Origin of the sequence: Pseudomonas silensiensis (genome assembly GCF_050434865.1) — a bacterium.
Lineage (GTDB): Bacteria > Pseudomonadota > Gammaproteobacteria > Pseudomonadales > Pseudomonadaceae > Aquipseudomonas > Aquipseudomonas fluorescens_W.
This window is the reverse complement of record NZ_JBNDJH010000023.1, coordinates 1-19,911: the sequence shown is the minus strand read 5'-3', so window position 1 is coordinate 19,911 and position 19,911 is coordinate 1. Positions and strand designations below refer to the sequence as shown.

Here is a 19,911-nt window from a genome sequence, read left to right as displayed (position 1 = left end):
ATTTCTCACACAGCTGAATGTCAGAGACCGGGATAACTATAAGTCAGCATCAGCCCGACGACGTTTGCAGTGGCATCCGGCAAGCCATCTTGCTGGCGTTGTTTGTATGTGTAGGATAGGCGTGCAATCCAAAAAGGCGAGAGTTCTTGGCTAAACCAGGCACTGTAATTTTTCAGGGTATTAGGCGTCCGGCCTTTGGCGTCTTGCCAGGAGGCATCGAAACCGGTGCGCCGGGTCTCGTCGATGGCATAGCTCCATGTTCCCCTCAGGGCATCAACCTCGACGAAACCACCGTCCCCGCTGGCCAGAGTGCTACGACTGGCGTCGATGCTGGTATCAATACGCTCACCGGCATATTGCAACAATAAACCGCCCTGGCCTTTGGGCCCGCTACCTGTGCCGGAGACTTGGTTAAGACCCACGTAGGCCGTCCCCTTAAACCGCTCGGAGAGCTGGACATTCATGCCGACCGTGGGAGTGTAGCTGTTTGAGGAAGCCACCCCAGATCCCTTCTCCGGCTCATAGCGCCTCACGCCAAGACGGGTGAACAGCTCGACCTGCTCACTCCATGCATAGTTCCAGCTGAAGCGGGTCGCCAGTTCGTCATAGTTGGTCAGTGTATTAATGTCGTAAGTGACATGAGTGTAGTCAGTCTCGTTCACCAGGGTGCTTCGCTCGCTGAGAGCCGTGCTCCAGTTGCCGCCCACCACATACATCTTTTGCGTGCCATCGGAGGCAACTACGCCGGTTTCCTGAACCACCGTGGAAAGCGTAGAGTTTTCTTCATATCTCGCCGTGAGTCCAAAAGCACCCGTTTCGGTCTCGCGTTGCCAGCCTAATCTCAATCTGGGATCTTCACGGTCCGAAACGACGGACGTATCCGACGAGCGCACGACATTTACCCCGAGACCGAACTGGAACTCATCCCGTCCGGAAGTACCCACGAGGCTGTAATCGGGGGCGATGATCGTACGGGTCACCCCTTTCTCATCACTCGTGAGCAGCAGTGGGTTGCTGTCGTACTCGACCGTCGTAGGCACTGCTATTGCTGATTGCCAAGTAGCAGCATAGGCCATGTCCGAACACGACAAAGCCAGGATTGCCGTCGCAACCCCGGTAGTTCGAAATCCAAGCAAAGTAATCCTTAGTGCCTCGCGCAAGGCTAAGGCACGACCAGCGTGTCGCCGGCTTTAAGTAGAAAATTGGTGGTCATGTCTTTCCCTGACATCAACTCGCTGTAGTCGACGCGCAGGATCTCTTGTCTAGCTCCATTGAGCCGAACGACCTTAATGTCGTCTTTATCGGCGAATTTGTCGAGCCCGCCCGCCATGCTTATTACCTGCAGCACTGACGTTTGACCTGACATATGCACGGTGCCCGGCTTCAGCACTTTGCCCTGAACGTAGACGAGATTACCTTCGGTGCCGGTGACGACTACGCTCACCTGCGGATCAGGTATGAAAGCCTCAAGCTTGGCAGCGATTTGCTTCGCGACAGCGGTGGCATCAAGCCCCGCAACATTGACTTGCCCTGCCAGCGGGAAAGTAATGCTGCCATCAGGAAGCACGCGCACATCCTGCTTGAGCTTGTCTTCGCCCCACACGGAAACAGACAGGTTATCTCCCGGACTCAGCCGGTAAGTCGGGTCGTTTTCGACGGCACTGGAAATGCTGGGCCAAACAGCCAGCGCGCAAAGCACAGGTATCAATGAACGGAACATCGGGATCCCTCCGTCTCAGTAGCCATGCAAGGAGTTTAGAACAAAAAAACCTAGTCAAATCACTCTAGCCTATTTCACGCCAAAGAAACGACTAAACAGCAATCATCTTGAGCGTCCGGGCGGTCAATTCCGCCCATACCACACACCCGAAACCGGAACGCTAGTGCAAAACAGAAAAATAGTGTTATTTAACAACAGGTTGGAACAAGAAAATCACCCCCTATGTATTCCGCGCCAATATTAATCACACCATACCCGTTTAAACTGGCTCAACTGCGACACTGTCAACCTGACGATGACTGCGTTTGCCAGGACAACTAACTGATATCAACAATTACAAACAAAGCATCACTGCAAGACAAACATCGTCCGCAAAAACAACATATAAAGCTGAGTGTTTACCCAGCAACCAGAGTAACTGTCTAAACAACCCTTATTGCCAAAAACTGCTAACCACTACCTATATCTTCCGTCGGTTGGCGACCACAATAAAACCAAACAACGCGGAAGAAAATAACCATGCCGCCGCAGAAAGCGGTACTGCATTAGGTTGGTTGATATCCGATACCCCCACCAGACTTTTTTCCTGGAGAGATGAATCAATCTTGAACTGTTTATTGTCAACCGCCGCCATTAATCCGTCACGCGAAGAAGAATTGACGGACACATTCACGCTTGAGTCAGCCTGATGAATGACACTGTTAACTTTCGCAGAATGGGCATCATCCACGTAAATATCAGTGATCAATGAAGGTAAGCCAAGGCCCTTTCCAAAAGTAAGCAGGGCGCCACCCGCGTGCTCTTTGAGAGCTGTACAAAGTTGAGACCCTAACTCATCGCAAGCGCTGCTTATACGGCCAAATTCATAGGACAAACTGGTCGCCTGAGCACTAGCAACGACCGCACCATTCAGGATCACAGACAACAACACGAATTTAATGACAAGTGTTGAGCGCATAACACCGCCTCCTTGCGTAGGGGGTTATTCTTTTGTCGGTTGAAGGAATCTATATCGGCTAAATTGAGCCTATAAGCACATCGCCATTACGTCAATAGCTCGTCACAATAATAAATCGAAATTTAATTTTAGGGAGGATGGCGTCAAAATAACGCCACAACAAGCACGTCAGTCCGGTGGTTTCTATCCATGCGAAACAGCTTCACGCATGGGCGTCAGCCCACATCAATATGCTAGCCCACGACCCGGAGCAGCGCCTTGCACCGGGTAACGACGCACCAGGGCAATGGTCGCCGACGACGCCTGTAAAGGCGGGGTTTATCGGCAGTTTTCTGAAAGTACCCGGCTGACGAGAGTTTTTGACGCATGAAGACAGCATGCCAAGTAAAGGCTCCCCGTGCATTCCCTTTCCTGAACACTGTAGAAGTCTCGGCGCTGCACCAGGGAGCCATGCTCAACCTCCCTGGCACCCGCGCCGAGCAGATCAATGCAATGCGCGTAAAAGGCATCGCGATTGAAGACAGGGTGAATGACTGACCATTACTTCGGTTGCGCCACCGTACGCAAATAAGGTTTCACCGTCGTGAAGCCATCCGGGTACTTCTTCCTCGCATCGTCGTCGGATACCGACGTAGGAATGATCACGTCCTCACCCGGACGCCAGTTCACCGGCGTGGCAACCGTGTGCTTGGCGTTTAACTGGATAGCATCGAGCAGCCGTAACACTTCATCGAAGTTGCGCCCGGCACTCATCGGGTAGACCAGCATCGCCTTGATCTTTTTATCCGGGCCGACAATGAACACTGAACGTACCGTGGCGTTGTCCACGGCAGTACGAGCGCCGCCACTGGCGTTCGGGTGAATCATGTCGTAGAGCTTGGCCACCACCAGATTCTCGTCGCCGATCATGGGGTAGTTGACCGCATGGCCCTGGGTTTCTTCGATGTCTTTGGCCCAGGTCTGATGGTTACCGACCGGGTCGACGCTGAGGCCGACAATCTTGGTGTTGCGTTTGTCGAACTCCGGCTTGAGCCCGGCCATATAACCGAGTTCAGTGGTGCAGACCGGGGTGAAGTCCTTCGGATGTGAGAACAGGATGGCCCACTTGTCGCCAATCCATTCGTGGAAATGGAGCGTGCCTTCGGTGGTTTCGGCGGTGAAATCCGGTGCTTCGTCGCCAATACGAATGGTCATGTGCGTTCTCCTCGCTGTGCAGGGTAGGGAAACAATCGGAACGATTCAGTATAGGAGACCTTGAAGACTTACTGGTGCAGCACGCCGATTTACGAGACTAAAACTTCAGCCCGAAATGCTGCCTATACTGCAAACCGGGGTCGATAGAGAAACGGACAAAATCGCCAAGCATTCAGCCTGTCAGGTTGAGTTCATGGAAGTTGACGCCGAGCCGTCAGGCAAAGCAGAAAGTGGCCCTGCTATGACGCTGCGCGAGTGAACCGCCTGACGCCTGGTTGATGAGGTGTACTTCAATCGAATACAACCCAGAAGACGTAAGGGAGTGCCTCCTGTCGGCAGTACTTACCGTACGATTTTTTCCGAATTCTGCGGATTCCCCAATCCAACTGCCCTGATTGTCTGCCCTAAGGACCTGACAGATGAATGTGATCGAATATTTTGATCGAGTAAGAATCATCAACATCTCGTCAAGAAAGGATCGCCGTTTAGAAACAGTTGAAGAATTTCATCGCAACGGCTTCCCCATTGATGATGAAAAAATAGGCTTTTTTGAGGCTGTTACGCCCAGCGAGGGAAATGGCTTCCCGAGCGTCGGGGTCAGGGGCTGCTTTTTGAGTCATCTGGGGGTGCTGGAAGAGGCAATGCGCCTGAATTTGAAAAACATCTTGATCATGGAGGACGACATACAGTTTTCCAGACATATTTCTCAATATGGGAGAGCGGCGATCGAGTCTCTGGAAGGTATGGAGTGGGACATCGTCTATTTTGGGCATCCGTTTGAAGAAAACTCAAACCTGCCCGCCTGGAAAGCAGTCGACCGGCCAATACATCTGGCCCATTTCTATGCCGTAAACGGGAAATGCTTTGGGAAATTGAGGGATTTTTTATTCCAGGTTCTGGAGCGGCCACCGGGACATCCTGACGGAGGTCCGATGCATTATGACGCGGCTCTCAATACGCTTATTCATAAGAATAAAGACATTCTGGCTTACTATTTCACCTGGAATTGTGGCTATCAAAGGCCCTCGCGGACGGACCTGCATGAGCTTTCCCTCTTTGACAGGGTGCCTCTCCTGCGGCCGGTAATGGGTATGCTCCGGAGGTTAAAGGCAAAAAACCTGAGAAGAACCCGATAGTTTTCTCCCTTTAAGGAAGGTCTGAAGTACCCAATGCCTGACGTAACCAGCCCGACACGGCGCAGGAGCCGTGTCCGGGTGATTATGGCGGACCGCCCTCGTCATTTGCGTGCCAACTTGTACCGGACGCACTCCTCATAAAAGCTCTCGCGCAGGGCTGCGGGCTTCATTCGCGAATTACTGTCATAGGTCTGCTCGGTAATGCCCATCGCCATCATGTGCATCCACGGCTTGCTGAACTTGTAGGTATGTAACTTCTGCCGCGCTGCATACAGTGAAACCCCGGACAGCTTGAGTTCCTGGGCTCTCGCCGCGGTACCTGCGCCCCAGCTGCAAAGGTAACGATCATTCGAGGCCAGTTCTTTGGCCTGGACAGAGGCGACAACGCTCGCCAGGCCTAACGAAATCAGCGCAACCATTACATTCCGCATTTGCATTCGATCCCAACTAACTGAAAGTAAATTGATTTTGGTCAAAACTTTCAGACTTCGGGGCCAGCAAAATGCCTTACATGCGCTATAGCTTGTTTTCTCGGTGTCTTACGGACATTTCTTGCGACATTTCAATCTTTTGCTATAGCTAACACTCTCTCCCGCCACCAAATGAGGCAACGGAATGTCAGTCGCAAAGAAAATGACAGTGGGGCAACTGACGATGTTGACAGCCGTCAACATGTTGGGCTCCGGCATTGTGCTGCTCCCCACAAAACTCGCCGAAGTCGGCGGTATTTCCATCCTTTCCTGGCTGATCACGGCCACTGGCTCCCTGGCGCTGGCCTATGCCTTTGCGCGTTGCGGGATGCTTAGCCGGAAGACCGGGGGCATGGGCGGCTATGCCGAATACACCTTCGGCAAGGCGGGCAACTACATTACGAACTACACCTATGGCCTCTCGCTGTTGATTGCCAACGTGGCGATCAGTATTACGGCGGTCGGCTATATTCAGGAGCTGTTCCATATTCAACTGGGCTCACTGCAAGTGGGTCTGGCGACCATCGCTCTATTGTGGATCACCACTTTCGCCAACTTCGGCGGTGCGCGGATTACCGGGCGGATCGGTGCGGTTACGGTTTGGGGAGTGATTGCGCCGGTGGTGCTGGTGTCCACCATTGGCTGGTTCTGGTTCGACAGCAGTGTCTACGCCGCCGGCTGGAACCCCCACAACATGGGCTGGTTCGAAGCTGCAGGTGCATCGGTGGCGATCACCTTATGGGCGTTCCTCGGCCTGGAGTCGGCGTGCGCCAACACCGATGCCGTGGAAAATCCGGAGAAGAACGTACCTATTGCAGTACTCGGAGGCACACTCGGCGCGGCGGTGATCTACATCGTCTCCACCAATGTCATCGCCGGTATCGTCGGCAACCCGGAACTGGCCTCCTCCACTGCACCGTTCGGGCTGGTCTTTGCCAAAATGTTCACCCCTCTGGTCGGCGACATTGTGATGGCCGCGATGGTACTGGCGTGCATCGGTTCGCTGCTGGGTTGGCAATTCACCATTGCTCAGGTCTACAAAAGCTCGGCAGACACCGGTTATTTCCTGTCGATCTTTGCCAAGGCCAACAAGGCCGGAACCCCCATTATCGGCATGCTGGTACTGCTGGCGGTGCAGACGGCGCTGGCTTTGCTCACCATCAGCCCTGACCTGAGCAAGCAGTTCGACACGCTCGTCAATCTCGCGGTGGTCACCAACCTGGTGCCCTACATCCTCTCCATGGCCGCGTTGATGACCATTCAAAAGATCTCCAACGTACCGGCGGGCTCGGCGCTGATAACCAACATCATCGCGTGGGTGGCGGCGGCTTACAGCTACCTGGCGCTCTACAGTTCGGGCGCGCAGGCACTGATGCTCGGCGGCGTGGCAACGATCTTTGGTTACACGCTGTTTGGCTTCGTCAACAACCGCCTGATCCGCCTCGAAGCGCTCAACAACAGCGTACCGACGCAGACCGTCAGCGCTCAACACATCACGGGCGAGCCGGTGCCGGTCAATAACTTGCAAGCAGTCAAAGTGGAGGCTTAATCATGACGGAATATAGACATTCGCTCGGAATGCTCACGCTGTTGGTCAGCAGCCCGCCGGACAAACGCACTGTCTTTGGTCGCGCCCTGCATCAGTTGATCAACGATGTGGAGGAACGCGCCGTCCGGGTACTGGCGTCGGAATCCCTGAGCGACGCCACGTCGATCCTGCGCTCGGACCCCGCCATTCAATGCGTGCTGCTCAGCTGGGAAATGGACAAAAGCGAAGGCCACGAGGAATGTATCCAACTGCTGGTCAGCCTGCGTGAGCGCAACACCCGGGTGCCGGTTTTCTTGATTAGCGACCGCAGCACCGCGTCGAGCATTCCGCTGGTGGTCATGCAACACGCCGACGACTTCATCTGGTTGCCCGAAGACACCAGCCGCTTCCTCAGCGGACGCATCCTGGCGGCCATCGAGCGTTATCGCCAAGCCGCCCTGCCCCCCATGTTCGGGGCGCTGGTGAAGTTTTCCCGCACCTATGAATACTCGTGGCACACCCCTGGACATGCTGGTGGCACAGCGTTTTTGAAGAGCACCGCGGGCCGCGCCTTCTACGAGTTTTTTGGCGAGAACCTGCTGCGTTCCGACCTGTCGATTTCGGTCGGTGAACTCGGTTCGCTGCTCGATCACAGCGGCCCCATCGGCCAGGGCGAGCGCTACGCCGCCAAAGTGTTCGGGGCCCACCGCACCTACTACGTCACCAACGGCTCGTCGATGTCCAACCGCGTCATCCTCATGGCCAGCGTCACGCGCAATCAGATCGCCCTGTGCGACCGCAACTGCCACAAGTCTGCCGAACATGCGATGACCCTGTCCGGTGCGATTCCGACCTATCTGGTGCCGACCCGCAACCGCTACGGCATCATCGGCCCGATCCTGCCGCAAACCCTGAGCGCCGAAGGCGTGAAAGCCGCTATCGCCAGCAACCCGCTGGTCAAGCAAGGCATCGACCCGACACCCGTCCACGCCATCATCACCAACTCCACCTACGACGGCCTGACCTATAACGTCACCCGCGTCGAAGAGTTGCTGGGGCAAAGCGTCGATCGCCTGCATTTCGATGAAGCCTGGTACGGTTATGCGCGTTTCAACCCGCTGTACCGCGAGCGCCACGCCATGCACGGTAGCCCGGACGATCACGACGACTCGAAGCCGACCGTGTTCGCCACCCAGTCGACCCACAAGTTGCTGGCTGCCCTGTCCCAGGCCTCAATGATTCACGTGCGTAACGGCCGCAACCCGATCGAACACGGGCGCTTCAACGAGTCGTACATGATGCACGCCTCGACTTCACCGAACTACGCGATCATGGCGTCCTGCGACGTCAGCTCGGCGATGATGGAAGCGCCCAGCGGGCAAATCCTCACCACCGAATCAATCGAAGAAGCCATCAGTTTCCGCCAGGTCGTCTCGCGCATGCACAACGAGATGCTGAGCAAGGATGACTGGTTCTTTACCTGCTGGCAGCCGCCGACCGTGCAGGTTGGCGCGACCACCGTGCCGTTCCATGAAGTCGACCCGGTGCTGTTGAAAACCGAGCCGAACTGCTGGGTACTGCATCCCAACGCGGTATGGCACGGCTTCGGTGACATCGAAGAAGGCTACTGCATGCTCGACCCGATCAAGGTCTCGGTGCTCAGCCCGGGCATGGGCGACGACGGCAAACTGCTCGACTCGGGTATCCCGGCTTGTGTGCTCACGGCCTACCTGGGACGTCAGGGCATCGTGGTCGAGAAAACCACCGACTTCACCATCCTGTTCCTGTTCTCCATCGGCATCACCAAAGGCAAATGGGGCACCTTGCTCAATGCCCTGCTCGACTTCAAACGCGACTACGACGACAACGCCGAACTGGAACTGTGCCTGCCGGATCTGCTGGCCGCCAACCAGTCTCGTTACGCTGGCATGGGCCTCAAGGACCTGGCCGACGAAATCTTCGCTGCCATGAAGAAACACAAAACCACCGCCAACATGGCCCAAGCGTTCGGCACACTGCCGAAAGCCGAATTCAGCCCGGTGGAGGCCTACGAAAAACTGGTCAGAAACGAAATCGAACGGGTGACGCTCGAAGAAGCCGCCGGACGCATCGCCGCAACCGGGATCGTGCCGTATCCACCGGGTATTCCATTGCTGATGCCAGGTGAAAACGCCGGGGCTGCGGATGGGCCTTTGCTGGCGTATCTCAAGGCGCTGGAAGCCTTCGACAGATCCTTCCCGGGTTTCACCCATGACACCCATGGGATCGAAAGTGAGGGCGGAGTTTATCGCTTGCTGGTACTGAAATGAGCTAGCGCCTGTAGGTGATGCGAAGTAAAAAAAACGGGCGCCCTAAGGGCGCCCGTTTTACATGTTTCCCAAGCGATTAACCCGTCGGGTTCAAACCCTGACATTGCGTCCTGGTAACGATGAGCGCTGGCTGGTTTCCCAATCCTGGACCAGCCCGACGGGCGCATCGGACGCTGGCAGCATGGTGCGCCCGCGAACCAGATCGGAGGCCCGCTCCGCCAGCATGATGGTCGGTGCATTGAGGTTGCCGTTTGGCTCGGTCGGGAACACCGATGAGTCGATCACCCGCAAACCCGCGATGCCCCGCACACGCAACTCGGAATCAACCACTGCCATCTCGTCCTCGCCCATGCGGCATGAGCCGCAAGGATGGTAGGTGCTTTCGAGGTTTTCACGCACGAAGGCGTCGATTTCTTCGTCGGTGTTCACCTGTGGTCCGGGGGCGATCTCGCCGTCGCGGAAACGGTCCATCGCCGGCTGGCCGATGATCTCGCGAGTCAGGCGAATGCAACGGCGGAAACCTTCGCGGTCTTCCTCGCGTTGCAGGTAGTTGAACTGAATCTGCGGATGTTCGTAAGGGTCAGCGGAACGCGCCCGGACATAGCCGCGACTCTTCGGTTTGTTCGGCCCGGTGAGCACCATGAAGCCGTGGCCCTTGATCGGTTTGTTGCCGTCATAACGCATGGCTGCGGGCAGAAAGTGGAACTGAATGTCCGGCCAGCGCAGGCCCTTGTCCGAGCGAATGAAACCACCGGCCTCGAAATGGTTGGTGGCGCCGAGTCCGTCCTTGAACAACAGCCAGCGCAGGCCGATCATCAGTTTGCTCAGCGGGTCCATTTTGCTGTTGAGCGTCACCGGTTCCTTGCAGCCGAACTGGATGTAAACCTCGGCGTGATCCTGCAGGTTCTCCCCTACTCCCGGCAGGTCATGACGGACGCCGATCCCGGCTTTGCGCAGGACCTCGGCCGGGCCGATACCGGAGCGTTGCAACAGGTGCGGTGAACCGATGGGGCCCGAGGAAATCAGCACCTCACGGTTGCAATAGACCTGGTGCGTCTGGCCTTCGTGGTCATACATGACGCCGACGGCTCGCTTGCCTTCAAGGATGATCTGGCGGGTCATTGCATGGGTGATCACGGTCAGGTTCGGACGTCCCATGGCCGGGCGCAGGTAAGCGTTGGCCGTGGAGCAGCGCACGCCGTTTTTCACCGTCATGTGCATGGCACCGAAGCCTTCCTGCATGTAGCCGTTGCAGTCATCGGTCTTGATGTAGCCCGCTTCTGCGCCGGCCTCGACCCAGGCTCCGTACAACGGGTTTTTCATGTGATTGCCGTTGGTGGTGTGCAAGGGGCCGGTGCTGCCGCGATAGCCGTCACCGCCCTCCTCGTAATGCTCGGCCCGTTTGAAGTAAGGCAGGCAATTGCGGTAGCCCCAACCCTCTGCACCGAGGGACTCCCATTCGTCAAAGTCATAGGCGTGGCCACGGATGTACACCAGGCCATTGATTGACGATGAGCCACCGAGCACTTTGCCCCTTGGGCAGTGGATACGACGTCCGTTGAGGAACGGCTCGGGCTCGGTCTCGTAGCGCCAGTTGTACTTCTTGGTGTTCATCGGGATCGAAAACGCGCTCGGCATCTGGATCACCACACTGCGATCGCTGCCGCCGAATTCCAGCACCAAAACTGAAGCGGCCGGGTCTTCGCTCAAGCGGTTGGCCAACACACAACCTGCCGAGCCGGCACCGATGATGATGTAGTCGTACTTTTGCGTAACCATGATTATCTCCGGACCGCCGATTTGTCGAAAACGGGCAACGACGGCTTGGTCAACGTGTCGCCGGTGGTGTATTGCGGGGATGTTTTTTCGATGTGCTGGATGACCATTTCTTCGCGCTTGAGGTCGATCGAGCGGCTGAACCAGTAGTACACCAGCCCCGACACGATCAGCCCGACGAGCCAGGCAATGTCGATGCTGCCGAGCGCTTTGGCGAGCGGGCCGACATAGACCTCACGCTGCTCAACGCCATCGTAGATGTAGAAGAACGGGATCATCGAAATGAAGCCGATGGCGTACGCCGCGATGCCGCGCAGGCCCCAGCTGCCGTAGATGTTGCCGTGGGGCATGAAGAAGTGCGGGATGGCGTAGCGACCCTTGCGGACGAAGAAGTAGTCCGTCAGGTTGACCGAGGTCCAGGGCACCAGGAAGTACAGCATCACCACCAGGTAGATGCCCAACACCGACAAGCCTTTGCCCGAACTCTGGATGCTCAGCGCGACGCCCAGTTGCAGCAGGATCACAAAGCCGATGGCCAGGATGCGCGCCTTGCGCGTCGGTTCGATGTGCTTGATAGAGTCGACGCAGGTCAGCGTGGTCAACTTCGCGCTGTAGATGTTCATGGCGATGACCGGCAGGAACGCCAGGATCGTCACGACCACCACCACAGTTCCCATCAGCGGCGACACGGTGTTGCCGACTTGCCCAAGGGCCACCAGCACGTCCGTGGAATGCAGGTGATCGGCCAGCCATCCACCGACGGAAATCATCCATGCGCCGGACAACGAGGCACCCAGGAATACCACCGCGATCAGTTTGCCGCTGGAGGTGTTCTTCGGCAGGTAACGCGAATAGTCGGACACATACGGGGCGTAAGCGATGTTGTAACTCGCCGCTGCCGCGAACTGGGCGATGAAACCGGTCCAGTTGAAGCCCAATGGCGCCGGGGCCACTTCACCGGCCGCGAGTACCGGCATCGCGGCATCGGGAACCCAGCCCATCAACACCGCTAACGTCACCAGGCCGTAAAGCGGAAGCGACAGGTACAACGCCCATTTGAAACTGCGGTGCATCCAGTCATGCCCGAGGATCGCCAACACTGCCGCCGGTATCGTCACCGCCACCGCGATCAGCGCGGGGTCGAAGCCGAATAGCGTGTGCAGCCCCTGCATCATCAACACCAGGTTGACGATGTTGAAACCGGCGAACACAAACAGCGTCGCCAGCAGCACCAGGATCACACCGCGATAGCCGAACTGCGCACGGGACTGAATCATCTGCGGCAGGCCAAGGTGCGGGCCTTGCGAGCCGTGAAACGCCATGAACAGCGTGCCGAACATGATGCCCAGCGTGCCGGCGAGTGTGGTCCAGAGCGCGGTCAGGCCGACGCTCGGGCCGACGAAGCCGATGGTCATGGTGAAGAAGGTGAAATTGCCGAGGAACCAGAACGGGCCCTGGCTCGACAGTTTATCGGTGCGCTCGTTCTCCGGAATGAAATCGATTGAATGCCCTTCGACGATAGGTTTGTCGTCGAGGAGCGACACGCTTGGGGCGGCTTTGGCGTCAATGTTCATGATGTACTCTTATTTTTGGAAGATCATGACGAGGTAACTGCGTTCTTTTGGGTATACGACGCACCCTGTGGGAGCGAATTCCCACAGGGGTTGAGTCAGCCATGACTCAGGGGAGCGTGATCCAGACCGCCTTGGTTTCGAGCAGGTAATCGAGCTGCTCCGCGCCCAGGTCCTTGCCGAACCCGGACTGCTTGTAGCCACCGAACGGCATCGACGGGTCGAGGGTGCCATGGGCGTTGACGTAGACCGAACCCGCTTTCAGCCGCGGGATCAGGCTGTGCACCTTTCCAAGGTCATTGGAATACAGTGCCGCCGCCAGGCCGTAGGGCGAGTCATTGGCCAGGGCCAAAGCCTCTTCTTCATCGTCGAACGGTGCGGTGACCAGCACCGGACCAAAGATCTCTTCCTGGACGATGCGCATGTCGTTGCGGCAATGGGCAAAAATGGTCGGCTCGACGAAGAAGCCGGGGCCCTCGACAGGCTGGCCGCCGTAGACCAGTTCGGCGCCCTCTTGCTTGCCGGTTTCGATGTAGTCGGTCACTCGCTGCTTCTGCAACGCCGAGACCAACGGGCTGATGAAGCAGTCCGGATCCAGGCCCGGTGCGATTTTCAGCGTGCGGGTGTAGGCAATCAGTTCGCGCAGGAATTCGTCGTAGACGCTGCGATGAATGTAGGCGCGAGTACCGGCATCACACACCTGGCCAGAGTTGAAAAACACGCCGTTGGCAATGGCCTGGGCGGCGGCCGGCACGTCGGCATCGGCCAATACGATTACCGGTGATTTTCCTCCGAGTTCGAGGGTTAGTCGCTTCATTTCGTCCAGCGCGGCGCGGCCAACGGTACGGCCGACCGGGGTCGAGCCGGTGAAGGTGAGCTTGTCGATACCGGGGTGTGTGGCCATCGCCGCACCGACCACGCTGCCGCGTCCGGTCACGATGTTGATCACCCCGTCCGGGATGCCGGCTTCCTGCACCAGTTCGGCAAAGCGCAAGGCCGACAGCGAAGTCAGTTCAGCGGGTTTGACCACCACGGTGCAACCGGTTGCCAGCGCCGCGCCGAGCTTCCAGGCCATGGTTTGCAGCGGGAAGTTCCAGGGCACGATGGCGCCGACCACACCCACCGCTTCCTTGCGGGTATAAGCCAGGTAGTTGCCGGGCAGAGACGGTTCAACGGTTCGGCCATGCAGCTTGGTCGCCCAGCCGGCGAAATAACGCAGCGTGTCGACGGTGCCCTGGATATCGACATCCCGCGCGAAGGCGACTGACTTGCCCATGTCGATTGATTCGATTTCCGCCAGTTCGGCTGCGTTGCTTTCAATCAGGTCCGCCAGGCGTTGCATCAACCGCTCGCGTTCTGCCGGTTTGGCCTGACGCCAGGCGCCACCGTCAAACTGTGCGCGGGCGGCTTGCACGGCGCGGTCCAGATCCTCGGTAGTGCCCATCGGAATACGGGTGATCAGGCCCTCGGTCGACGGCTCGATAACATCGGATGTCTGCCCGTCACTGGCCTCGACAAAGGCGCCACCGATGAACATTTTCTGAACCTTGCTGAGGAAGGTTTGGGTGGCTTCGGATACACCGAATTTCTGCAAATACTGCTTAACGATCGTGTCCATTTTCATACCCTCTGTGCGGCGGTCAGATCACGCCGTGGCCGTGGTGGTTTCGCTCATGGCGTTCCGTGCTTGAGCCCGCTCATGGAAGATGAAACCGATGCTGTTGAGCAGCAGTTGCGCCGCCAGAATCGAGGTCATGCCGGTAGGGTCATAAACCGGTGCAACCTCCACCAGATCCATGCCAACGATGTTGCCTTGGCTGCGTTTGGCCAGGGCCTGGATGATTTCCAGCACTTCGTAATAAAGGAAGCCGCCGTGACTTGGGGTACCGGTGCCAGGGGCGATGGACGGGTCGAAACCGTCGATGTCGATGGTGATGTAGTAGTTGATGTTCTGCGGGATCAACGCCAGCACACCTTCGACGCCGAGGCGACGTACATCACGGACCGAAAGGATCTTCGAGCCGGCTGCATGGGCGGCTTCATAGTCGTCACGGTTGGACGACGACACGTTGCGGATGCCCATCTGGGTCATGCCGACGATGTGGTTCATTTCGGACGCGCGACGCAGCGGGTTGCCATGGCCGTAGCGAACGCCATGACGCTCGTCGACGAAGTCCAGGTGTGCATCGAAGTGGATGATGTGGATCGGGCCACGGCCCTCGAACGCCTTGATCACCGGCGCGTGAACCGAGTGATCGCCACCGAGTACAACCGGCATGACACCGGCATCCAGAATCTTGCGTACGGCGTATTCGGTGTTCTCGTTGCTGGTGACCATGTCGGTGTGCACGATGTCGGCATCACCCACGTCGACCATGCGCACGTCGGCGGCGGTCAGGTACATGACGTCATCTTCGTGGTCATAGGCGCCGGCATGGCCGAAGGAAAACAGGGTCGATGCCTCACGAATGCCGCGTGGTCCAAAGCGTGCGCCGGAACGCCACTGGGTGCCCATGTCGTTGGGCACACCGAGGACCGCCACGTCCGCATCCAATGCATCCCAATCGGTGCACACCGGGGATTTGCCAAAGGTGCAGTGACCCACGAATGGCAGGTTCAGGCGACCGGATTCATAACCGTTGTTCGACATTTCAGGCATCTCCAATTCTTGTTATCAGCTAGCGGACGTGGAAGGCGACCGCCGTTGGAATGACTATGGGCGCAGGTTTTCGTGGAAAAAATGCTAAACATCAGATACTCATATCGGCATTACCGATGCATCCACACGCGGGAGGTTCGAGGTGATCCAGCTACACGATGTCGATCTGAAACTGCTCAGGGTGTTTGCCACGATTGTCAGGTGCGGCGGTTTCTCTGCCGCGCAGGCGGCGTTGAATGCCGGCCAGTCAACCATCAGCGAACAGATGACTCATCTGGAAACCCGGCTGGGGGTCAAACTCTGTCAACGCGGGCGCAGCGGCTTTCGCCTGACCGAGCAAGGTGTGGCGATCCACGAAGCCACTCAGCGCCTGCTCTCGGCGGTGGAAAACTTCTGCATGGACGCTGACGTGCTCAAGCAGCACATCAGCGGCAAACTCAATCTGGGGATCATCGACACCACCATTACCGATCCCGATTCTCCACTGCCGCGCACCACCCAGCGCTTCGTATCCAGAGGGCATGATGTGCACCTGAACGTGTACGTCGGCACCCCCGCAGAACTGGAAGAACGCGTGCTCGACGGCCGACTGCACCTGGCCATCGGGCACTTCCCGATCTACGTTCCGGGCCTGCTGCACTCGCCGCTGTATCAGGAAGCACTGGGCTTGTATTGCGGGCGGCGGCATCCGCTGTATGGGAGCAAGGCCGAGGGCGACGAACTGCTCGAAGAGATTGCCGCAAGCCGGATTGTGGTCAGGGGCTACATGCAGCAATACGACCTGGAACACCTGGGCGTCAGCAAGGCTGCGGCTACGGTGGACAACATCGAAGCGCTAGCGATTCTGCTGATCTCCGGCGCCTATCTGGGCTTTCTGCCGATGCACTTCGCCGCCCAGTGGGTCAAGACCGGCGAGATGCATCAACTGGCGCCCAGCAGCTTGCAACTGATGTCGCCGTTCGACGTGATCACCCGACGCGGCACTGCCCCGCCGCCAATCCTTCAGGCGTTCCTTGAGGATCTGGCCGCCTGTTCACGCACCACCGGCACCACCTGACAGACACAGGTGGTGCCGGTCATACTCATTCTGTTCGCAACCCTTGCAGGTCACCTATGCGCATCCACGTCACCTTCATCGACCGCGTCGGCATCACCCAGGAAGTGCTGGCCCTGCTTGGCGGGCGCCGTTTCAATCTGGATGCCGTCGAGATGGTGCCGCCCAACGTTTACATCGATGCGCCCACCCTCGGCGCCGATGTGCTGGAGGAGTTGCGCGAGGCCTTTCTCGGCGTCCAGGGCGTGCAAGCGGTGACGATGGTCGACATCCTCCCGGGGCAGCGCCGACGCTTGCAACTTGATGCGTTACTGGCGGCCAGCACCGACCCGGTGTTGGCAGTGGATGAGCGCGGTCATGTGCTGCTGGCCAACCCGGCGCTGATCGCACTCTGCGGCCGTGAACCCGCCGGTGAGCCGTTGACGGCGCTCTTCGATGATCCCTCTTTGCAACAGACGTTGATCGAACACGGTTACCGCCTGCCCATGCACGAGGTCAGTCTCGGTGGCCAGACGCTGCTGCTGGACGCCATGCCGATCACCGATGCCGGCGCCCTGCTGACCCTGTATCAACCCAACCGCATCGGTGAACGGCTCTCGGCGCTGCACCATGACCATGCCGAAGGTTTCGACGCGCTGCTCGGTGAATCTCCGGCGATTCGTACCCTCAAGGCCCGCGCCCAGCGTGTTGCAACGCTCGATGCGCCGCTGTTGATTCAGGGCGAAACCGGCACCGGCAAAGAGTTGGTGGCGCGTGCCTGCCACGCGATCAGCGCCAGGCATGACTCGCCCTTTCTGGCCCTGAACTGCGCGGCACTGCCGGAAAGCCTGGCCGAAAGCGAGCTGTTCGGCTACGCCGCGGGCGCCTTCACCGGCGCCCAGCGCGGCGGCAAACTCGGCCTGCTGGAACTGGCCGACCAGGGCACGGTGTTCCTCGACGAGGTCGGTGAAATGTCGCCCTACTTGCAGGCCAAGTTGCTGCGCTTTTTAAGCGATGGCTGCTTCCGTCGAGTGGGTGGCGATCGTGAGGTCAGGGTCAACGTCCGCGTCCTCAGCGCGACGCACCGTGATCTGGAAAAAATGGTCAGCGAAGGCAGTTTTCGCGAGGACCTGTTTTACCGCCTGAATGTGCTCAACCTGCAAGTACCCCCGTTGCGCGAGCGCGGCCACGACATCCTATTGATGGCCAACCATTTCATGCAGCAGGCGTGCGCGCAAATCCAGCGTCCGGTCTGCCGCCTGGCGCCCGGGACCTACCCGGCGCTGCTCGGTAACCGCTGGCCGGGCAATGTGCGGCAACTGCAAAACGTAATTTTTCGCGCCGCCGCTATTTGCGAAAATCCGCTGGTGGACATCGACGACCTCGACATCGCCAGAACGACGATGGAGCGGCAAAACGACGGTGAGGTTGGCAGCCTTGAAGAGGCCGTCGAAGGGTTTGAAAAGAACTTGCTGGAACAGCTTTACCAAAGCTATCCATCCAGCCGTTTACTGGCGGCGCGCCTGCACACCTCGCACAGTGCGATCGCTATCCGGCTGCGTAAATACGGCATTCCCGGAAAATCCTGACTACTGTCTTAAAATCGATACAGCGTATCGAAATCAAGACAAAACCTTCTCGGCGCGTCTGGCCCAGACTTCGCTCCTTCCTCTGCGCATGCCTGTATTGATTTCAATACGGAAGCTGCATACCAATTCTCCTATAGACACATCAAGCCATTGATTTAAAACAAATAATTAAGATTGGCACCACCCTTGCTATCAACCCTCAAGCCACGCTCGCTGCCCGACGCGAGCCTGTCCATCGTCATCCGCCACCAGCAGTGGATGAGTCTGAACAATGAGGAGTTGATATGAGCGAATTGCGTTTTACCGTCGATCACGAATGGCTGCGTCTTGAGAGCGATGGCCTGATCACCGTGGGTATCACCGCGTATGCCCAGCAAGCGTTGGGTGACGTGGTCTTCGTTCAGGTGCCTGAACTGCGCACCTTCGGCGCTGGCGATGAGGTGGCGGTGCTGGAATCGGTGAAAGCCGCCAGCAGCGTGTACATGCCCTTGGACGGCGAAGTGGTCGAGGTGAATTCGACGCTGGAAAGCTCCCCCGAATTAATCAACGAAGACGCACTGGGTGAGGGCTGGTTCTTCCGTATGCGCCCCAGCGACACAAGTGCAATGGACGCCCTGCTCGACCAGGCCGCTTACGAGCGCCTGACCAACGACGACGCTTGAGGACTTCTGCATGACTAACTTCCTCGACACGCTTGAGGACTTCTGCATGACTAACTTCCTCGACACCCGTAATGAATTCATCGCCCGCCACATCGGCCCGCGCGCCGGCGACGAGCAAGCCATACTCAACAGCCTGGGTTTCGACTCGCTGGAAGCCCTGAGCGCCAGCGTCATCCCCGACAGCATCAAGGGCACCAGCGTCCTCGGTCTGGAAGACGGCCTGAGCGAAGCCGATGCCCTGGCCTTGATCAAGTCCATCGCCGGCAAAAACCAGCTGTTCAAGACCTTCATCGGCCAGGGCTACTACGGCACCCACACGCCGTCGCCGATCCTGCGCAACCTGCTGGAAAACCCGGCCTGGTACACCGCCTACACCCCGTACCAGCCGGAAATTTCCCAGGGCCGTCTCGAAGCGCTGCTGAATTTCCAGACCCTGATCAGCGACCTCACCGGCCTGCCGATCGCCAACGCCTCGCTGCTCGACGAAGCCACCGCCGCTGCCGAAGCCATGACCTTCTGCAAACGCCTGAGCAAGAACAAAGGCAGCCATGCGTTCTTCGCCTCCGTGCATTGCCACCCGCAAACCCTCGACGTGCTGCGCACCCGCGCCGAGCCGTTGGGCATCGATATTGTCGTTGGCGACGAGCAAACACTGACTGACGTGACGCCGTTCTTCGGCGCCCTGTTGCAATATCCGGCGAGCAACGGGGATGTGTTTGATTACCGCGCCCTGACCGAACGCTTCCACGCCGCCAACGCACTGGTCGCCGTGGCCGCCGACCTGCTGGCCCTGACCGTGCTGACCCCGCCGGGCGAATTCGGCGCCGACGTCGCCATCGGCAGCGCGCAACGCTTCGGCGTGCCGCTGGGCTTCGGTGGTCCGCACGCGGCGTATTTCTCCACCAAGGATGCGTTCAAGCGCGACATGCCGGGCCGTCTGGTCGGTGTCTCGGTGGACCGTTTCGGCAAGCCGGCGCTGCGCCTGGCGATGCAGACCCGCGAGCAACACATCCGCCGCGAGAAGGCCACGTCGAACATCTGCACCGCCCAGGTGCTGTTGGCCAACATCGCCAGCATGTACGCCGTGTACCACGGCCCGAAAGGCCTGACGCAGATCGCCAACCGCGTGCATCACCTGACCGCGATTCTGGCCCAAGGCTTGAAAACCATCGGTCTGAAGGTCGAGCAGGAAAGCTTCTTCGACACCCTGCCCCTCAACACCGGCACGCAAACTGCCGCGTTGCACGACAAGGCTCACGCACAAAACATCAACCTGCGCGTGGTCGATGCCGAACGTCTGGGCCTG

16 protein-coding genes and 1 pseudogene are annotated in these 19,911 nt (G+C 58.3%); 8 read left to right on the top strand and 9 right to left on the bottom strand.

Annotated elements, in window-relative coordinates; genetic code table 11:
* Window positions 1–20: 20 nt before the first annotated feature.
* The 3 genes from QF010_RS26130 to QF010_RS26120 all read right to left on the bottom strand — a co-directional run bounded on the left by QF010_RS26130 (window position 21) and on the right by QF010_RS26120 (window position 2,678).
* Window positions 21–1,076: a hypothetical protein gene (locus QF010_RS26130; RefSeq protein WP_429534214.1), complete on the bottom strand. Its 1,056-nt coding sequence runs from the start codon at window positions 1,074–1,076 to the stop codon at window positions 21–23.
* 86 nt (window positions 1,077–1,162) lie between these two features.
* Window positions 1,163–1,720, bottom strand: a complete 558-nt coding sequence (locus QF010_RS26125) for a polysaccharide biosynthesis/export family protein (RefSeq protein ID WP_033056700.1) — start codon at window positions 1,718–1,720, stop codon at window positions 1,163–1,165.
* Window positions 1,721–2,180: 460 nt separating this feature from the next.
* Window positions 2,181–2,678 carry a hypothetical protein gene (locus tag QF010_RS26120; protein ID WP_033056701.1) on the bottom strand — a complete coding sequence of 166 codons (498 nt, stop codon included), beginning with the start codon at window positions 2,676–2,678 and terminating at the stop codon, window positions 2,181–2,183.
* Between the two features lie 366 nt (window positions 2,679–3,044).
* Here QF010_RS26120 and QF010_RS26115 point away from each other — a divergent pair, with 366 nt between their 5' ends.
* On the top strand, window positions 3,045–3,215 hold the full coding sequence (locus QF010_RS26115) for a hypothetical protein (protein ID WP_429534213.1): 171 nt from the start codon (window positions 3,045–3,047) through the stop codon (window positions 3,213–3,215).
* Window positions 3,216–3,218: 3 nt separating this feature from the next.
* Here QF010_RS26115 and QF010_RS26110 read toward each other — a convergent pair whose 3' ends face one another.
* Complete coding sequence (locus QF010_RS26110; RefSeq protein WP_033056703.1) at window positions 3,219–3,872, bottom strand: peroxiredoxin; 654 nt, start codon at window positions 3,870–3,872, stop codon at window positions 3,219–3,221.
* A gap of 419 nt (window positions 3,873–4,291) precedes the next feature.
* On the opposite strand from QF010_RS26110, the gene QF010_RS26105 reads away from it, so the two are divergent.
* Window positions 4,292–5,008, top strand: a complete 717-nt coding sequence (locus QF010_RS26105; protein ID WP_429534212.1) for a glycosyltransferase family 25 protein — start codon at window positions 4,292–4,294, stop codon at window positions 5,006–5,008.
* A gap of 101 nt (window positions 5,009–5,109) precedes the next feature.
* On the opposite strand, the gene QF010_RS26100 is transcribed toward QF010_RS26105, so the two are convergent.
* A complete protein-coding gene (locus QF010_RS26100) occupies window positions 5,110–5,439 on the bottom strand; it encodes a hypothetical protein (RefSeq protein ID WP_429534256.1) in 330 nt (109 codons plus the stop codon).
* Between the two features lie 184 nt (window positions 5,440–5,623).
* Between QF010_RS26100 and potE the strand changes: the two genes are divergently transcribed.
* Both potE and QF010_RS26090 read left to right on the top strand, forming a co-directional pair.
* The gene (potE, locus tag QF010_RS26095; protein ID WP_429510336.1) at window positions 5,624–7,027 is read left to right on the top strand and encodes a putrescine-ornithine antiporter; all 1,404 of its coding nucleotides are present in this window, start codon (window positions 5,624–5,626) and stop codon (window positions 7,025–7,027) included.
* 2 nt (window positions 7,028–7,029) lie between these two features.
* On the top strand, window positions 7,030–9,315 hold the full coding sequence (locus QF010_RS26090) for an Orn/Lys/Arg family decarboxylase (RefSeq protein ID WP_033056709.1): 2,286 nt from the start codon (window positions 7,030–7,032) through the stop codon (window positions 9,313–9,315).
* A gap of 90 nt (window positions 9,316–9,405) precedes the next feature.
* On the opposite strand, the gene betA is transcribed toward QF010_RS26090, so the two are convergent.
* The 4 genes from betA to speB all read right to left on the bottom strand — a co-directional run bounded on the left by betA (window position 9,406) and on the right by speB (window position 15,312).
* A complete protein-coding gene (betA, locus tag QF010_RS26085; protein ID WP_033056710.1) occupies window positions 9,406–11,094 on the bottom strand; it encodes a choline dehydrogenase in 1,689 nt (562 codons plus the stop codon).
* A 2-nt stretch (window positions 11,095–11,096) separates the two neighbouring features.
* On the bottom strand, window positions 11,097–12,665 hold the full coding sequence (locus tag QF010_RS26080; RefSeq protein WP_429510339.1) for a purine-cytosine permease family protein: 1,569 nt from the start codon (window positions 12,663–12,665) through the stop codon (window positions 11,097–11,099).
* A gap of 106 nt (window positions 12,666–12,771) precedes the next feature.
* Complete coding sequence (locus QF010_RS26075) at window positions 12,772–14,280, bottom strand: aldehyde dehydrogenase family protein (RefSeq protein WP_429534211.1); 1,509 nt, start codon at window positions 14,278–14,280, stop codon at window positions 12,772–12,774.
* A 27-nt stretch (window positions 14,281–14,307) separates the two neighbouring features.
* Entirely contained in the window at window positions 14,308–15,312 is a 1,005-nt protein-coding gene (gene speB, locus QF010_RS26070; RefSeq protein WP_033056731.1) for an agmatinase, read from the bottom strand.
* A 151-nt stretch (window positions 15,313–15,463) separates the two neighbouring features.
* Between speB and QF010_RS26065 the strand changes: the two genes are divergently transcribed.
* From QF010_RS26065 to QF010_RS26050, 4 genes and pseudogenes are all read left to right on the top strand, one after another.
* Entirely contained in the window at window positions 15,464–16,378 is a 915-nt protein-coding gene (locus QF010_RS26065) for a LysR family transcriptional regulator (protein ID WP_033056713.1), read from the top strand.
* Between the two features lie 56 nt (window positions 16,379–16,434).
* Window positions 16,435–17,943 carry a sigma-54-dependent transcriptional regulator gene (locus tag QF010_RS26060; RefSeq protein ID WP_429534210.1) on the top strand — a complete coding sequence of 503 codons (1,509 nt, stop codon included), beginning with the start codon at window positions 16,435–16,437 and terminating at the stop codon, window positions 17,941–17,943.
* Window positions 17,944–18,227: 284 nt separating this feature from the next.
* Window positions 18,228–18,605, top strand: a complete 378-nt coding sequence (gene gcvH, locus QF010_RS26055) for a glycine cleavage system protein GcvH (RefSeq protein WP_033056715.1) — start codon at window positions 18,228–18,230, stop codon at window positions 18,603–18,605.
* A gap of 46 nt (window positions 18,606–18,651) precedes the next feature.
* Window positions 18,652–19,911 (top strand): annotated as a pseudogene (locus tag QF010_RS26050) (glycine dehydrogenase); the annotation flags it as partial.

Bases quoted from the DNA above. Each gene is read 5' to 3' on its own strand.
- QF010_RS26130 (WP_429534214.1), bottom strand. From the start codon at position 1,076: ATGGCCTATGCTGCTACTTGGCAATCAGCAATAGCAGTGCCTACGACG.
- QF010_RS26125 (WP_033056700.1), bottom strand. From the start codon at position 1,720: ATGTTCCGTTCATTGATACCTGTGCTTTGCGCGCTGGCTGTTTGGCCC.
- QF010_RS26120 (WP_033056701.1), bottom strand. From the start codon at position 2,678: ATGCGCTCAACACTTGTCATTAAATTCGTGTTGTTGTCTGTGATCCTG.
- QF010_RS26115 (WP_429534213.1), top strand. From the start codon at position 3,045: ATGAAGACAGCATGCCAAGTAAAGGCTCCCCGTGCATTCCCTTTCCTG.
- QF010_RS26110 (WP_033056703.1), bottom strand. From the start codon at position 3,872: ATGACCATTCGTATTGGCGACGAAGCACCGGATTTCACCGCCGAAACC.
- QF010_RS26105 (WP_429534212.1), top strand. From the start codon at position 4,292: ATGAATGTGATCGAATATTTTGATCGAGTAAGAATCATCAACATCTCG.
- QF010_RS26100 (WP_429534256.1), bottom strand. From the start codon at position 5,439: ATGCGGAATGTAATGGTTGCGCTGATTTCGTTAGGCCTGGCGAGCGTT.
- potE (WP_429510336.1), top strand. From the start codon at position 5,624: ATGTCAGTCGCAAAGAAAATGACAGTGGGGCAACTGACGATGTTGACA.
- QF010_RS26090 (WP_033056709.1), top strand. From the start codon at position 7,030: ATGACGGAATATAGACATTCGCTCGGAATGCTCACGCTGTTGGTCAGC.
- betA (WP_033056710.1), bottom strand. From the start codon at position 11,094: ATGGTTACGCAAAAGTACGACTACATCATCATCGGTGCCGGCTCGGCA.
- QF010_RS26080 (WP_429510339.1), bottom strand. From the start codon at position 12,665: ATGAACATTGACGCCAAAGCCGCCCCAAGCGTGTCGCTCCTCGACGAC.
- QF010_RS26075 (WP_429534211.1), bottom strand. From the start codon at position 14,280: ATGGACACGATCGTTAAGCAGTATTTGCAGAAATTCGGTGTATCCGAA.
- speB (WP_033056731.1), bottom strand. From the start codon at position 15,312: ATGTCGAACAACGGTTATGAATCCGGTCGCCTGAACCTGCCATTCGTG.
- QF010_RS26060 (WP_429534210.1), top strand. From the start codon at position 16,435: ATGCGCATCCACGTCACCTTCATCGACCGCGTCGGCATCACCCAGGAA.
- gcvH (WP_033056715.1), top strand. From the start codon at position 18,228: ATGAGCGAATTGCGTTTTACCGTCGATCACGAATGGCTGCGTCTTGAG.